Origin of the sequence: Tengunoibacter tsumagoiensis (genome assembly GCF_003967535.1) — a bacterium.
Classification (GTDB): Bacteria; Chloroflexota; Ktedonobacteria; order Ktedonobacterales; family Ktedonobacteraceae; genus Tengunoibacter; species Tengunoibacter tsumagoiensis.
On sequence record NZ_BIFR01000001.1, the window covers coordinates 4,083,551 to 4,098,894 of the forward strand.

Sequence of the window (15,344 nt, forward strand, 5' to 3'; positions counted from 1 at the left end):
ATGTTACTCCCGGATCTCCGTGAAGAAGTAGCACGTTACGCACAAAAAATGTACGCAAGCGGCCTGGTACGCGCCACTCAGGGTAATCTCAGCGCACGCGATCCCAGCACTCAGCTTATCTGTATTACGCCCAGTGGGGCCGATTATCAGACCTTACTGGCTGAAGATATTGTCGTCGTTGATGCCTTCGCACATGTTGTCGAAGGGAGATGGAAGCCCTCTGTCGAAACGCCTCTCCATACCTATATTCTCCGTCGACGACCGGACATTCATTGTGTTATGCATACCCATTCGTTGTATGCATCCGCTTGCTCAACTGTCTATCAACGTATCCCAATGATTCTGGCTGAAAGTGCGGCCTGTCTCGGTGCAGAGATTCCAATTGCCCCGTATCAGATCTCAGGAACACCCGAATTTGCGGAATTAATCGCCAACACTCTGGGCGACGGACCGGCAGTGATCTGGGGCAATCATGGGGCAATGGTTGTCGGGACGACACTCGCTCTAACTTTCTCGACTGCTCACGCCCTTGAAGATACGGCTCAGGTCTACGCCATCGCTAAACAATTAGGGACCCCCGTCGAGCTATCTCGTGAGCAGATTACGGCCTTACGTTCTCACTGGCTACAAGGCTACCAGCAAACCTCTATCGAGGAAAAGGCAGCCCGTTCCTAATCAGTATAACCTTCTAGATCTGATCAAAGAATTTTTTGGTACATGCTACTACTGGCCAGAATTCTCTAAAAAAGGGGCCGCAACAGGCGTAACGCCCATTGCGGCCCTTCTCATGAGAAGCGATGAAGCTCCCTTTTAGAGGCGCTCATCAGGTGGGAAGCCATACTTGTCGCAAAGCTTTTTATACGTCCCATCATCATGGAGAGCCTTCAAAGCCTTCGTAATGGCATCGGACATCTCTGTATCGCCCTTGCGGATCGCGATTCCACTGGGTCCAGCATTGCTGACCGGTCCACCAAATTCAAATAGACCAGGATGGAGCGTATTGTAATAACCTGCCGAGAGAGAGCCCTGGAAGGTCGCATCAGCACGCTTAGAGACTAGAAGCTGAATGACCTCCGTCTCGCTCTGAAGAACGGTCTGATTGATCGCTGGCTTTCCTTTGGACTGACAATCAGCGCTGGCTGTATCCAGTTCCGGTTTCTGCTCCGTACCCGAGCCAACACCTACCGTCAGACCACACAGATCGCTTAAGGCTTTCAGATGCTTCGGATTACCGGTTGGGACCAGCAGGGCCTCACCGGCAGTCATATAGGTGACAAAGTCATATTTGGCTTTGCGCTTCTCGCTCACATAGATGCTCGCGTTGGCAATGTCAAAACGTTTGTTATCCAGATCTGTCAACAAGGTATCAAAACTCGTTTTGACAATGTTCAACTTCAGACCCATGTGGTCTGCCAGAGCCTGTGAAAGCTCAATGTCAAAACCAGCATAATTATTCGTAGTCTGGTCCACATATTCCATGGGAAAATAGGTAGGATCGGTCCCAACTGTAAGGGTTCCCTGGCTGATCAGATTCTTAGGAGGTGTTACATCAGCCTTCTTTGCAGGAGTTGTGGTCGCCGGGCTATCACTCCCACATGCTGACAAAATAAGGGAGAGGAAGAGCGAAAAGAAAAGAACGAGAACAGGAAGACGCTTTAATCCATTCGGTGTATGCGATGCCATAAAAAAAGCTGAATCCTTCCCAGCAAACATGTCACAGTTCGCCTCTAACAATAGACAATAATCAATACGCAGGCCGTACCCTGCAACCCATACTTTTGATCACTGTACGATCTGCACATATCCCTACGCGCTTGCCTTTTCCCAGCCAGTATCAAGCTGATCAAAAATATGTTCCTATCAAGCATACACTAATTTCTCATTGCTGTGTTATACTAAACGCAGATTTTTTTGCCGTTATCAAAGCAAATAGATGATAAAATATCCTCGAAATAGACTTTATCTTTATTCTCGTTCATATAATTCTTTGCCTGTTTAAAAACAGAAAAAAACACAACATCATTTTTTCCGGGTTACTGTAAAGTGTTTTTTATCCTGGAGGTGCTTCGATGTCTCGATCATATTGGAGGGCGCTCGATACATTGATGGAGACAAGCGAGGTTGTGATTGACCGTCCCATGGTTCATCACATCCACGTTATAGTGATTTTGTCTATCCTTTAGATTACGGCTATTTAGCAGGCACGCGATCTAACGATGGCGATGGTATTGATGTCTGGGTTGGTTCTCTTCCAGAAAAACGGGTCACTGCGCTTATTATGACGATCGATCTCCACAAACGAGATGCAGAAGTGAAGATCCTTCTCGGCTGTACCATAGAAGAACAGCAATTGCTTCTCAAGATCCACGATCAATCCGATAGAGGTGGGCTCCAATCCGCATGGCTTGAGCCTCGCCCAGAAGAGTAGGGCGAAGCTCAAACGGACCATTAGTGGGTTTCGCGCAGAGCCTGCCGCCGGTGCCAGTTCTCTGTAAAGAGGTTAAAGAATACCTGCTGCCTTGGATGCGCAGAGGCAACCTCAGGATCAAAGGTTACGCCAAGCCCGGGCTTATCTGGCAAGGCAAAATACCCATCCACAACCTCCGGGTTTCCTGGTGCCACTGCCTTCACCCATTCATCGGCAAAATCATTGAAATGCTCTTGAATCTTAAAGTTGGGAGTTGAGGCAGCAAAGTGCAAAGCTGCCGCTGTAGAGACTGACCCACCTACGTTGTGAGGTGCCATCAACACATAATAATTTTCTGCCCATGCCGCTAGCTTCTTGGTCTCCAGGATACCACCAAAATGGGAGATATCTGGCTGCAAATAATCAGCGGCCTGAGACTCCAACAGTTCACGATAGTCGTAGCGCGTATGAATGCGCTCGCCGGTAGCAATTGGAAGATTAATCTTCTCAGCCGCTTTCTTGAGAGCTGCCAGATTCTCAGGAGGAACTGGTTCCTCTAACCAGGAAGGCTGAAAGCGCTCTAACTCACGGGCAATTTCAATCGCGGTAATCGGATTAAAGCGACCATGCATCTCAATCAGAATCTCAACCTCTGGTCCAACTGCTGCACGTACGGCCTCAACCAGATCTAATGAACGTATTTTCTCAGCACGCTCTAGCTCATAGAAACCGGCTCCAAAGGGATCGAATTTGAGCGCACGATACCCTTTCTCTACCACACGCCTGGCTGCGGCGGCAAATTGCTCCGGAGTACGCTCAACGGTATACCATCCATTCGCATAGGCCTTGATACGGGAGTGCGCGGCCCCTCCTAATAACTTGTAGACCGGCAATCCCAGGGCTTTTCCTTTAATATCCCAGCAGGCCATTTCGATCGTGGCTAGAGCAGACATTGCGATCTCGCCAGCCCGGGCATAATCATTTCGAAACATCTTCTGCACCAGAGATTCAATCTCAAAAGGATCATGCCCAAGGATATGATTGGGAACTGCTTCCGCAAAATATCCCAACAAGGCATCGGTGTGATTGAGCATTCTCACTTCCCCAATCCCTTCCAACCCCTCATCGGTTAGTACACGCACAAAGGTCAGGTTACGCCACTCAGTTCCCACTATATGGGTCTGAACATCGCTGATTCTCATCGAGTTTCCTTCCTCATCGGCAATGCCTACACGTTTGCATCGGCCCTGTAATGAAGCGAAGAGATACTTTTTGTCAAGTAGCTCGCTTTATTTCTACAAACAACGCTGTTTTCAAGCTAGCATCATTATATCTCGACCAACCACCCGATAGGAATAGCTTTCGGGCTCTTCTGTCCGCAATACAGGCAATTGTACAACTCCAGACCCCTCTCTTCGTAATTTTACGAGAGAGGTTATTATTCCTGAAGCATCTCTACAAGCACTTCTTTCTTTGGAGGAGGTTCCGATAATGTCACGCAAAAAACGCCGATCAACAGTAAATGTTGCAATTACTACTTTTTTCGCGACCCTGGCAACCGTTGCTATCGTCGAACAGTTGAAGCGGCCAGAAGAGGAGCGCACCTGGCAGGGAGAGGTCATTGGCATCCCTTATGACTTTCGACCGCCTACCCCTGAACGATTAAAGGCTGCCTTCTGGAATGCCGATAGCGATAAAATCTTCACGCCCCATGTCTTTGGCATCGGGTGGAGCATCAATCTCTATCCACTCCTGAATCCACTGAAGAAAATTAATTAACATTTCCTGGTTGCTCTGTTATCGTCTATAAGAAACCGGAGGCCCGAATCATTTTGCCTTTTATAGTCAAAAATGATTCGGGCCTCCGGTTTCTCCTGAATTTGATACTCTTATACTAGAGTTGCAATTACAATGCCAACTGTCAATACGACACAAAAGATGAGGAGCAATTGTGCGGTCCGCTTAATCGCAATCATGAACACTTTGCGCTCCTGACCTGTCAGTACTGCTCGCACATTTGTGAAGGCCAGTGGAAAGGTCAACCAGACGAGCAAACTCCAGACAGGCAATAGGCCAACCAGCGTAAAGATGGTGGCTGCAACATAACTTCCCATCAACAAGCTGGCATGAAAACGCTTCCCAAAGGGAAGTCCAAAGCGCACCGGCAAGGTCTTTTTGTTGACCGCCAGATCATCCTGATAGTCGCGCACATTGTTCATGTTGAGGATAGCTGTCACGAGAAAACCTACTGGTATACTGGCTGCAAAAGCCTGCCAGGACCATTGATGGATCTGCACATAGTACGATCCCCAGGTCATCAAGACTCCCATGGCAAGAAAGACCATGACATCGCCCAGACCTCGACTGGAGAATTTGAAGGGCCTGGCACTGTAAAAATAGGCAATAAGCATTCCAGTCAGGCCAAAGAGAATAATAGCAGGGCCAACAAGAAAAATGAGGAGAAAACCCAGTAGCACAGCAATCACAAACGAGGCAATCCCTCCACCCAGCACCTGATTCGCGGTCATCTCGCTCCGAAAAATAACGGTACTGGCCCCCAACGATCCCGCATGATCAAGTCCATAGCGATAATCAAAATATTCATTGAAAAAATTCGTGCCGATCTGTAAAAAAAGGCAGGCCAATAACGTTGCGAGAAACGTTATCCAATGAAATGTACCTGCATACGCTGCAATTGCGCTTCCCACCAATACAGGACTCACAGCCGCAGTCAAGGTAAAAGGTCTGCTGGTCTTTATCCATACTTTCCAGTTTAAGGTTCGAGCCCCCTGTGCTGGAAGTGACTGTATATCATTCATCTGACACTTGCGCGCAGATACCCCTCAAAATTATGGAGGAGATGCACGCCCCCTTTCTGGTATTGGCCACGATTGGCCTGACAACACACTTTCTCTATAGACTCTATTATACCAAATCTAAACCTCTTCATACTCATAATCTACAGGTAGCACTCTACCAGAACAGACACAGGAGAGAAGTCGTCTCTCTCCTTTATGAAAGGTTTCTCTGCGTATATCAATACATTCTTATGATACAATCCGATAAATATGCATATCCATCGCTTCTACCCTTTTCTAAAATTATTCAGTACCCATACTCGAAATATCTGACGTCAATGGTGTGGGAGATTCTACAACCCTCTCAACCAGAACGTAGAAACGACTAGCAAAGGAAAGGATACATTACCAATGTCCAATTTCAAAATCTCTAGTGATACTCCCAGTGACGTCCAGGATCAGTATTTCCGCGTGACTGATCAGGTTCCTGAAGAGGTCTGGTACTGGGCTGCTCTGGGCTCTATTATTGCCTCCGCAATCCTCTTTGTCTCAGGCAAACGCGACTGGAGCATCTTTGTTGGTCAGTGGCCACCCACCTTCCTGCTCTTTGGGCTCTTCCATAAATTATTGCACATCGGCAGTTAGCCATCTATCCGTCAATCTCCAGCTATTCTCTTACAGACGTGTCCGGTGTCCTGCCTGATGACCTTAGATCCGGATCTAAGGTCATCTTTTTTCTATGCGGTGAATAGCAGATAGATTGCGAGCAGTATACCAATCAAACAAGCTAAAATTGTCAGGCTGATGGAGAAACCCGCCTGAGGATGAAACTTCCCCTGATCAATGGTGCGGCGATTCTGGAGATATTGAAATAAAGAGAGCAGCATCAAGATCGTCCCCAGAGCTGTAAGGGCAACCCCAATGACTGATGAGAAATGCACTGAGATAATCGGGAGTGGAGCACTCTTTAAACCTATCTCGCGTAGCAGCAGGCCAAATCGAGCTACAACAAAGCCAAATGTGATGGTCGCCAGGCCCGTCCTGATCCAGGCCAGAAATGTCCGCTCATTAGCTAGATGATCAGTTACACGCTTGCTGGTAAACGGTTCAGAAGCATGCGATCCCATACTGGTCTCTTCACTCTTCTCTGTGGATGACATATCTTCTCTATCCTTTCTGTGCCTGCTAACTTATCATTTGAGATACTCTTCTTTCCTCTTCGCCTATCTATCTCGATGCTGAATTTAACGAACGAAGAGGCGAGATAGATCAGACCAGCCATAGGCAACTTCTTGTAAGTCTGCGCCGCCAATCTCTATCTGCTGCGTCTTGAACGGCTGGCCGCCGAGCGCTTCATAAAAACGACAGGCGGGATTCTCCGTCAGGGCCCATAAAAACATGGATTGTATTCCCGCCTTCAAGAGATGTTCTGCCAGAATTTTTATGAGCCGCGTCCCCAGGCCCATGCCTTGATAATCCTGCAACAGGTAGATAGCATAGAGCTCTCCCTGATATGCATCCTCTCCTCTTCCAGGCCCACCGCTCACCAAACCTACAATCTTCCCTTGCTCATTCTCAGCCACAAACGTAAAGCTCTGCCGCGCCTCGACTATCGCCAGCCAGCCCTGGGCTCTGCTCGAAAGCGAGAGCTGGTCGAGGTAGTCTGCGGGCACAATCCCTGTATATGTGGTACGCCAGCTATCGACACTTACATGGGCCATCCCCCATGCATCCTCTTGTCGAGCTGCTCTAATCGTCTCCATATCGCTGCCTTCACGCGCTTTCATATGCTATAATCAAGCCAGATTAGTGGAAAGGTCGTATTAAGATCGTGTCTGATATAACTTCTCAGTCAGAGAAAATAATAGCAAACATAAAAGGCTTGCGCAACCATCTGCAACCTGATGAGCAGGCCATCTTGAGTCTGCCTGCGATCTGGGATAGTGGTCGCAATCAACATAGTGAGACCTGCGATGTCATTGTTACAGACCAGCGAGTGCTTGGCTATTATTACCGCAACTTTCCTCGCGAACGGCTCTTCCTCGATTCCATTCCCCTTGCAGGCATAACCAGCGTCACATTTCGTGAAAAAGAGTTCTCTCCTGTCTTCCGTGAACTATTAATTGCCAATGCCGAACGGCGCGTTTATATTCGTGCCCCTAAACAAAAAGCGCAGCAGCTCTATGCAACGATCCGTTCAGCTATCGAGAGCTACACTTCTCATACCGTTCCCCCCTCTCCATCGTCTCATAAAATTGAGGCTGAGGATGCTGGTCAATCGCAGACGCTTGTTCCACCTGTCTATCAGCGCCAGACTCTGCGCCAACAGTTTGAAAATTCACCGCTGGCAATCTCGATCCTGTTCACTGGTGGTCTCTTCCTTGAGGTCCTTGGGGCAATCGTCCTGGCGACAACCCGCAGTGCGCCAACCGGGCTACCACTGATCTTCGCTGGACTTGTGGCGGTCACAGTCGCCTTTCTATTACGACGCCAGAAGAATTGAGCAGGTCCAGGGTAGACCCACTCGATCAAAAGACTGAATCAATACTATCAAGAGCATGATGAGCAGCAATGTTTAGCTGAGAATCATAAGGTGCTTTTTGCCAATCTTGCTTCACTATCACCTCATTCTATGAGACGTGGCCTGTAAAACACTGCTATCATCTATAGTTGAAAAAACACCGTCTATATTCTATGCTGTAAAGAGAAATTTTTGTGCCAATACGTGTGCTATAGTGCACTCTAGCTTCTTTATGCAGAGGATAGCAATAGAATGACTCTATCAAATGAAGACAATAAAGCATCGCTGTACGATGATCAAGAAGTAATTATTGTTAGTCTCGATCCAGAGCCTCCACAGAAAAGAAAAAAGGTCAGAGACGGTGTGAGGCGGGCTCGCTGGATCATGGGGATACTGCTCCTCACAAGCGCTACACTTCTTCTTGGCCTTCTGCTCCGGCCCAGGCTCCCTTTACCCTTTCAGCCCAATTCTTTACAACCCGGTCCTCTCTCTACAACCCAAACTGCCCAGAGCCAGCTATTCCCTTATAGTAAGGATCTACTGTATCTCTTCTTTTTTTCAGGCTCAACCAATGGTCTGAGAAGTGGTACGCTTCGTGCCATCCAGCCTCTCACAGGGAAACAGCTCTGGCAGTATGATAAACCAGTGCTCGGAACAGCCTTTTCACAACATGGCATTCTGTATTTTTCAACATCTGATGGCATCAATGCTCTGAGTGAAAACAAGCATACGCTCCTCTGGCATCAGAATATCCAGGCAGAGATCGCCTCGCTGACCGAGACAACCCTGACAGCCTCACGAGTAAAGTCCCCTGGACTGATCGTCATGAATCTGAGCGATGGCACGCCACTCTGGGATACATCTGCGACGATAGATAACACGATTCTCATCCCGGGCGGCTTCCAGCTGCTTGGAAATATCATGATCCAAAGCGTTCAGCCAGGTTCTGATCAATGGTCGCAAAGGCATAACCAGGTGCTCTGGTCCTTCGATAACCAGATTATTTATACAGCCTCGGACAATTTTGGCCACTTACAAGCGCTACGAAGCAGCGATGGCACCACACTCTGGGAAAAGGACAATATTAAGTCCATCCTGGGCAGTACTCAGGGTATTCTCTATACAACAAATCAGCAAGGCGAGAATACCTTATCAGCCCTTCGGAGTAGCGACGGGACCGTTCTCTGGCAGCAAACGGGACAACAATTCACATCTGGACTGGATATCAGGGATTCTATTCTCTATCTTCATGGCAACAACCACTTGATTACCGCTCTATCTGCTACGACAGGACAGATCTTCTGGCAGGCGACATTTCAAGGCATTGTGCGACTGAACCAGAATGGCGTTACGTACCTGACTGGCGATAACAGCCTGTTGGCGATCCGCAATAGCGATGGCATGCAGCTCTGGCAGACAACCATACAAAATATCCTTGACCTGAGTATCAATGGCAGCTCTCTCTACACAGCTACGTCCTATAATGCTAGCCCACTAGAAGCATGGCAGCTTGATACAAACAGCGGAAAAGTTCTCTGGCATTATCAATTTCCTGAGCATCCTGAGTATCTCGGGCTCTGGCAGGACACCCTTTATCAGACCTCGCCAGATGGAAACACCATCACTGCCATTCGCTTGAATGCACAGAAGGTTCTCTGGCAGTACAAGCGCCCTTCTACCTGACTCTGAGGCAAATGAAGTTGTTAGCTAGGTACGTTGACACTTTCTTTTTACGACAGGTACAATAAGATTGCTCGGGGAAACAATGTAGCTTCCCTTATCTCCTACGTCCCTTATATACTAGAAGACGGAAGACGAGGCGCATGACGATGAAGATTTTTGTTTGTATTAAGCAGGTTCCTGACCCCAATACGACGATCAATACACTCGATCCCACAACGAAACGACTTGTCCGCTCCAGCGTTTCTCTTGTCTTAGATCCAGGCGATGAAAGTACCATCTCAGCTGCACTCAAGCTACGCGATACGGTCGGTAACAGCGAAGTTGTCGCCCTTAGTATGGGGCCTGCCAGCGCTCAAGAGGCGATGCGCCGCTCTCTGGCCATGGGGGCAGATCGTGCGTTTCTGGTGACTGATCCCGCGCTCGCTGGCTCAGATGCGATTGCTACCGCCCGTGTTCTCGCGGCTGTCCTCAAAAAAGAGGGAGCCGATCTGATCTTCTGCTCAACGGAGAGTACCGATGGCTATACTGGCATGGTTCCTGGTGCCATTGCAGAATTTCTCTCGCTTCCCCAACTGACCTTCGCCCGTGAAATTCGCGTTGAGGGCTCCAAAGCTCTTATCAAACGCGTGATCCCGAAAGGCTATCAGACAGTTGAAAGTTCGCTCCCTGCCGTTGTGACGATTGCAAGCGGCTCGTATGAAGCGATCTACCCGACGATGAAAGGCATTATGGGAGCCAAAAAGAAGCCGTTTAGCCAGCTCAGTCTGGCCGATATTGGAGTCGATGCTTCCCTTGTGGGCGAGGCCGGGGCCCGCGAACGCGTTCTAACCATCGGTTCTGCGCAGGCTCGTGCCGCAGGCCAGATTATTAAAGATGATGGCAGCGCCGCTCAGCAGATTGCTGATTTTTTGCAGCGCTATCAATTGCTCTAGTCTGTCTATCTCCTCTTTCACTCTTTATGCTAGCGCTTCCTATGCCAACGCCTGGCATAGATCAATGACGCTCACGCTAGACAATCTGGAAGCCTTCTGGCTTCTAGCCTGGAAGGAGTTCTCATATGCCACAGACAATCTGGGTGCTGGTCGAACTAGAAGATGGCCAGCCCGTCCGCTCTTCACTTGAAGTTCTTGGCAAAGCTGCCAGACTTGGCCGCGCCGAGGCTCTTGTCTTTGGTGCTTCTGCCGCTGAAGTTGCCCCTACGTTGGGACGCTATGGCGCAGAAAAGGTCTTTGTTCACACCGATTCTACCTACGATACCTATCTGACTCTTCCGGCTGTAGCAACACTGCACTCACTCATTCAAGAGCACAAACCCTCTCTCTTGCTGCTGCCCACAACCTATGCTTTACGTGATATTGCCGCTCGCCTGAGTGTACGCAGTACTGTTGGCTTAATTACCGATGCGACAGACCTGGCGTTTACTGCTGATGGCTTACAAGTAACGGTTCCCTGGGGTGGTGAGACCGTTGTTACTGCCACTCTACCAGCACAGACTGGCATTGTGTTGACGCGCCCTAAAGCCTTCACAATCGAAAACTATGCCGATCGCACACCGGATATCGTGACGTTATCCCATACGCTTGCACCAGAAACTCAGACGATCAAGATCCTGGAGACGGTCGAAGAGCAGACTGAAGGGCCCGATCTTGAAGATGCGCCTGTGGTCGTCAGTGGTGGCCGTGGGCTGGGCAAAGCCGAGAATTTTAAGCTCGTTGAGGATCTGGCAACGCTCCTGGATGGCGCTCCAGGTGCAACACGAGCGATTGTGGATGCTGGCTGGCTCCCCTATAGCTATCAAGTTGGTCAGACCGGTAAGACGGTGAAACCAACGCTCTATATCGCCTGTGGTATCAGTGGAGCGATTCAACATCTCGCCGGGATGAAAGGCTCAAAATATATTGTCGCCATCAATAAAGATGAACATGCTCCGATCTTCTCTGTTGCCGATCTCGGCATCGTCGGAGATGCGCTCACGGTTCTTCCAAAGCTAACCGAAGAAGTGAAACGTCGTAAAGCCTGAACCACTCACTCTGTCAATGTTCCTCCCTATGCCTGAAGGCAGGGGTTCCTGATCATGCGATTTAAAGATGGAGGTGTACATTATGACCCCCCCTGCAATCTCGCCCACCGGAGGATGGCTCGGCACGACGCTCTTTGTGCTCCTGTTTCTGGCCGCCCTGGTGCTCTTTGGCATTCGGGCTGGCCGACTGATTACTTTGCTGCAAAAAGCACAGCCGGAGAACCGCACCGATCATATGGGGCGGCGCGTCGGTGAGTTCTTTAAAGTTGTGCTGGGGCAGAGTGGCGTTCTCCGAGATCCTATCCCCGGCCTGGCTCATTTCTTTACGTTCTGGGGTTTTATCATTATTCAGTTTGGCCTGCTCAATCTGCTCCTGGGCGCTTTCAATGGTTCGCTCCCCTGGATTGGCGAGAGCCGCGCGTTTGCGACACTCCTGGATGTGTTTGTCGCTCTGGTACTTGTCTCGCTCATCGTTTTTGCGATTCGTCGAGGTATTGTGCGCCCTAAGCAGCTCACGAGTAAGCTCCATGGTCCCTGGGATGGCTTTATTATCCTTGGCCTCATCTTCCTGGTCATTCTCACACTTGCGCTTGTGGAGGGCTTTGAATATGCGGCCAGCAATGGAACCGCCTGGACTCCGATTGGAGCCCTTGTTGGCAGTCTCTTTCAACCGGCTGGCACGACCTTTAACACTGGAGCATATCGTACTTTCTGGTGGCTCCATATCCTTACAGTGCTTGGCTTCTTGATCTATCTGCCACGCTCAAAACATCTGCACCTGCTGGCAACGCCATTTAACGTCTTCTTCCGTAGCTATAAGCCGAAGGGAGAGCTCCCCGCCATTGAGAATCTGGAGGAGCGAGAGGACTATGGCGTCTCTAAGGTTGAACAATTCACCTGGAAGGATCTATTAGATGGCTATGCCTGTACAGAATGTGGACGCTGCAATACGGTCTGCCCTGCCAGTGCCACAGGCAAGCCTCTCTATCCAAAAGAGATTATCCTGGGAGTAAAAGAGGCTCTGTTTGTCAGAAGCGGAGAGATTCTCGGCAAGGATTCGCTGTACAATAAGCTTGGAGTCGCTGGCATTCGTGCCGATAAGACGCCTGAAGAGAAGGCGGACCATTTCGAGCCTATGGTCGGCGGCATTATCAGCAAAGAGGCGCTCTGGTCCTGCACAACCTGTATGGCCTGTATGGAGGTCTGCCCGGTTGAAATCGAACATGTGCCAAAAATTGTCGATATGCGCCGCTCACTCGTCATGGAAGAGAGCGATTTCCCACCCGAGGTCACCTCGCTCTTCAATAATATTGAGCGCAATGGAAATCCCTGGGAGATCAATAATGACAAACGAGCAGAGTGGGCTGCCAGCCTGAATATCCCCCTGCTGGCGGAGAAGCCCGATGCGGATGTGCTCTACTGGGTGGGCTGCATGGGCTCGTTTGATCGCCGTAATCAGCAGATTGCCACCTCTGTGGCAAAGGTCTTGCAGGCTGCACAGATCGATTTTGCGATTCTCGGACCCGAAGAGACCTGCACTGGCGATCCTGCTCGCCGTATTGGCAACGAGTACCTCTGGCAGATGCAGGCTCAACAGAACGTGGAGACCTTGAATAGCTATGGTTTTCATCGCTCCCAACCTGCAACACAGGGACAGGAAAACCAGGCGATCGCAACGAAACATCGCACGATTCTGACCGCCTGCCCCCACTGCTTCAACACGATTAAAAATGAGTATCCACAGGTGGGTGGCGATTATGAGGTCGTCCATCATACGGTCTTCATTGATACGTTGCTGGCCAATGAGAAGCTCAAACTGCCCGAGGGCTTTGATACACGAAAGCTCACTTATCACGATCCCTGCTATGTTGGACGCTATAACGACGTCTATAATGAGCCGCGCCGTGTGCTCAACGTGCTCAATAGCAATGGAGTCACAGAGATGCGCCGCAACCAGAATAAGAGCTTCTGTTGCGGTGGCGGCGGCGGTCGCGTCTGGATGGAGGAGAAGATCGGCAAACGTATCAATCAGACTCGTGTCAACGAGGCCCTGGAGACAAATGCTGAAGTCATGGCTGCCGCCTGTCCTTTCTGCATTACAATGTTTGAAGACGGTATTAAAGGGGTCGAGGCTGAAGAAAAGATGAAGGTTGAGGATATCTCAGAGATCCTTGCCCGCGCTCTTGAAGCAAAAGCCTGATACGTTCCTGATACATGGAAGATGCTATTGGCGGGCATGGAACTGTAGCATGCCCGCCTGCCTCTCCACTTCTTGATAGATCTCTTCCAGGCTCGCTCCCATCTGATGAGCTTTGACCAATAACTCATGCACTGCAACCCCTAAGTTACGAGCCCTCTCCTCAGGCATCATTACTGGCGGATGTGCTGCCACCATCACCCCTCGCCGTGGCACCGTCGTGATCCAATGACCCTGTTCCAGTTCACTATACGCACGAACAACTGTATTTGGGGCCACCCCAAGATCTCTCCCCAACTGTCTGACAGATGGTAAGAAATCTCCTGCGACTAATCGACCCGACGCTATCAATGACTGGATCTGCAAACGAATCTGCTCATATGGTGGAACAGGACTCGCTTGATTGAGCATGAGCAGAGGAGCTTCCATAAACTATTCGTCTTTCTTGTTCCAAACTAGTAACCAATAACTCTCCCTTCATTTTACATTGTCTTTACTCTGCCCTGCCATGGCCAGCCCGTCAAACGCCCACCCAGACGTCCTTGTAGCGCAGGCCCTAACAAACCAATGGCTTGAACTAGCATAAACAGCATTGAAACACTATCGCTTAACCAGAGGAAGGGTCTGTTCCCAGTGACCCAATAATGTGATAACCAGGCCGCCCTTATAAGCAGATCACTCTGTAAAAAACCCAGTTCACTCATAGCCACAAGCCCGAAACACTGGATCAGCACAATACAAACAGCACGTAACATCGTATCAACTCTTCGAGAAATGATCGGATCTTCGGTGATATACAATCGTGAAAAGGCAGTCATCCGCATAAGCAAACATTCAAGTAAGAAGTAGATGACAGCCATAATCAGTGGCAGGATGCCCCAGATCCATGGAGTTCTGGGTAAAACTACCTGGTAAAGATTGATCACCTCTAAATCAAGAACCGGAGCAACATGCGGAGCAAACACTATGGTCTCAATGAGCAACACAACAATGAACATTAAAGGGAGCCAACGAAGAAATGGATGACGATAATCTGAGATTTTACGCTGCTGCACATCAGCATAGGTGGTGCGGCGTTTGATCTGTGTATGCAGATACCAGACGCCATAAAATGTACCCAGACCAAGCCCAAGCATCATACTGAAGTAGAGCTCTGCAATTGGAAAAGGAATTTGCACCGTTCTCGTTACAAGCCAGATAACCACAATGGTAACGATGTCTACTAGCAAAAGACAAATGCTGGCCCCAAACAATGAACAGGACAGGACGAAATTCCAGGTATTTTGAATATCCTTCAATACCCAAACTGGCAGATCTACATCTCCAATCACGTTCCATTCGCTCGTCGGCTCTTCTTTAAGTTTTGTCCCCAAAATGTTCCATCTTACCAGTTGCTTATGCCAACCAGCATATTCCATTGATACTCCACGTAGACGTAAGGCTACCCCCCCTAAAAACAAGAGGCTTATCAGAAAAATCCCCATAAGTAGCGCGAAAACATTCATTCTAACACGTCCTTACTGGCTGCATCACAGCTTCCTGCTTCTCGGCATTTTATATCTGTATCACCTGAGTGATACAGATATAGTATAGTCCAGATAGGGCATCTGTGTCAATTAGTTGATACAGATCTGGGTACAATTCACCTGTTTGTGCCCCCTCTTTTCTTGATTGTCATCGAAATAGACAAGTAAATAGATGCAACTATTTCAAGGTGG

General features: G+C 49.2%; 15 protein-coding genes and 1 pseudogene. 9 read left to right on the top strand and 7 right to left on the bottom strand.

The window, feature by feature from the left end; translation table 11 throughout:
• Complete coding sequence (locus tag EL628_RS16050) at nucleotides 1-675, top strand: class II aldolase/adducin family protein (RefSeq protein WP_126580935.1); 675 nt, start codon at nucleotides 1-3, stop codon at nucleotides 673-675.
• Between the two features lie 135 nt (nucleotides 676-810).
• On the opposite strand, the gene EL628_RS16055 is transcribed toward EL628_RS16050, so the two are convergent.
• The gene (locus tag EL628_RS16055; RefSeq protein ID WP_126580936.1) at nucleotides 811-1,683 is read right to left on the bottom strand and encodes an ABC transporter substrate-binding protein; all 873 of its coding nucleotides are present in this window, start codon (nucleotides 1,681-1,683) and stop codon (nucleotides 811-813) included.
• Between the two features lie 520 nt (nucleotides 1,684-2,203).
• Here EL628_RS16055 and EL628_RS30995 point away from each other — a divergent pair.
• Nucleotides 2,204-2,428: pseudogene (locus EL628_RS30995) on the top strand (hypothetical protein); the annotation flags it as partial.
• 20 nt (nucleotides 2,429-2,448) lie between these two features.
• Here the strand turns inward: EL628_RS30995 and EL628_RS16065 are convergent.
• Nucleotides 2,449-3,609 carry a mandelate racemase/muconate lactonizing enzyme family protein gene (locus tag EL628_RS16065; protein WP_126580937.1) on the bottom strand — a complete coding sequence of 387 codons (1,161 nt, stop codon included), beginning with the start codon at nucleotides 3,607-3,609 and terminating at the stop codon, nucleotides 2,449-2,451.
• Nucleotides 3,610-3,898: 289 nt separating this feature from the next.
• On the opposite strand from EL628_RS16065, the gene EL628_RS16070 reads away from it, so the two are divergent.
• Complete coding sequence (locus EL628_RS16070) at nucleotides 3,899-4,186, top strand: DUF5808 domain-containing protein (RefSeq protein WP_218028932.1); 288 nt, start codon at nucleotides 3,899-3,901, stop codon at nucleotides 4,184-4,186.
• Nucleotides 4,187-4,296: 110 nt separating this feature from the next.
• On the opposite strand, the gene menA is transcribed toward EL628_RS16070, so the two are convergent.
• Nucleotides 4,297-5,226 (bottom strand): 1,4-dihydroxy-2-naphthoate octaprenyltransferase, encoded by a 930-nt coding sequence (gene menA / locus EL628_RS16075; RefSeq protein WP_126580938.1) that lies wholly within the window; start codon nucleotides 5,224-5,226, stop codon nucleotides 4,297-4,299.
• Nucleotides 5,227-5,616: 390 nt separating this feature from the next.
• Between menA and EL628_RS16080 the strand changes: the two genes are divergently transcribed.
• Entirely contained in the window at nucleotides 5,617-5,850 is a 234-nt protein-coding gene (locus EL628_RS16080) for a hypothetical protein (RefSeq protein ID WP_126580939.1), read from the top strand.
• Between the two features lie 92 nt (nucleotides 5,851-5,942).
• Here EL628_RS16080 and EL628_RS16085 read toward each other — a convergent pair whose 3' ends face one another.
• Both EL628_RS16085 and EL628_RS16090 read right to left on the bottom strand, forming a co-directional pair.
• Nucleotides 5,943-6,365 carry a YidH family protein gene (locus tag EL628_RS16085; protein ID WP_126580940.1) on the bottom strand — a complete coding sequence of 141 codons (423 nt, stop codon included), beginning with the start codon at nucleotides 6,363-6,365 and terminating at the stop codon, nucleotides 5,943-5,945.
• 84 nt (nucleotides 6,366-6,449) lie between these two features.
• Nucleotides 6,450-6,968: a GNAT family N-acetyltransferase gene (locus EL628_RS16090; protein WP_245994117.1), complete on the bottom strand. Its 519-nt coding sequence runs from the start codon at nucleotides 6,966-6,968 to the stop codon at nucleotides 6,450-6,452.
• A 68-nt stretch (nucleotides 6,969-7,036) separates the two neighbouring features.
• On the opposite strand from EL628_RS16090, the gene EL628_RS16095 reads away from it, so the two are divergent.
• From EL628_RS16095 to EL628_RS16115, 5 genes are all read left to right on the top strand, one after another.
• Nucleotides 7,037-7,708 (top strand): PH domain-containing protein, encoded by a 672-nt coding sequence (locus EL628_RS16095; RefSeq protein WP_126580942.1) that lies wholly within the window; start codon nucleotides 7,037-7,039, stop codon nucleotides 7,706-7,708.
• A 270-nt stretch (nucleotides 7,709-7,978) separates the two neighbouring features.
• On the top strand, nucleotides 7,979-9,409 hold the full coding sequence (locus tag EL628_RS16100) for an outer membrane protein assembly factor BamB family protein (protein ID WP_126580943.1): 1,431 nt from the start codon (nucleotides 7,979-7,981) through the stop codon (nucleotides 9,407-9,409).
• Nucleotides 9,410-9,555: 146 nt separating this feature from the next.
• Complete coding sequence (locus EL628_RS16105; RefSeq protein ID WP_126580944.1) at nucleotides 9,556-10,341, top strand: electron transfer flavoprotein subunit beta/FixA family protein; 786 nt, start codon at nucleotides 9,556-9,558, stop codon at nucleotides 10,339-10,341.
• A gap of 125 nt (nucleotides 10,342-10,466) precedes the next feature.
• Complete coding sequence (locus EL628_RS16110; RefSeq protein ID WP_126580945.1) at nucleotides 10,467-11,429, top strand: electron transfer flavoprotein subunit alpha/FixB family protein; 963 nt, start codon at nucleotides 10,467-10,469, stop codon at nucleotides 11,427-11,429.
• A gap of 82 nt (nucleotides 11,430-11,511) precedes the next feature.
• Nucleotides 11,512-13,629 (top strand): heterodisulfide reductase-related iron-sulfur binding cluster, encoded by a 2,118-nt coding sequence (locus EL628_RS16115; RefSeq protein ID WP_161975542.1) that lies wholly within the window; start codon nucleotides 11,512-11,514, stop codon nucleotides 13,627-13,629.
• Nucleotides 13,630-13,653: 24 nt separating this feature from the next.
• Here EL628_RS16115 and EL628_RS16120 read toward each other — a convergent pair whose 3' ends face one another.
• Complete coding sequence (locus EL628_RS16120; protein ID WP_126580947.1) at nucleotides 13,654-14,055, bottom strand: GntR family transcriptional regulator; 402 nt, start codon at nucleotides 14,053-14,055, stop codon at nucleotides 13,654-13,656.
• Nucleotides 14,056-14,108: 53 nt separating this feature from the next.
• Nucleotides 14,109-15,131 carry a hypothetical protein gene (locus EL628_RS16125; protein ID WP_126580948.1) on the bottom strand — a complete coding sequence of 341 codons (1,023 nt, stop codon included), beginning with the start codon at nucleotides 15,129-15,131 and terminating at the stop codon, nucleotides 14,109-14,111.
• Nucleotides 15,132-15,344 lie beyond the last annotated feature (213 nt).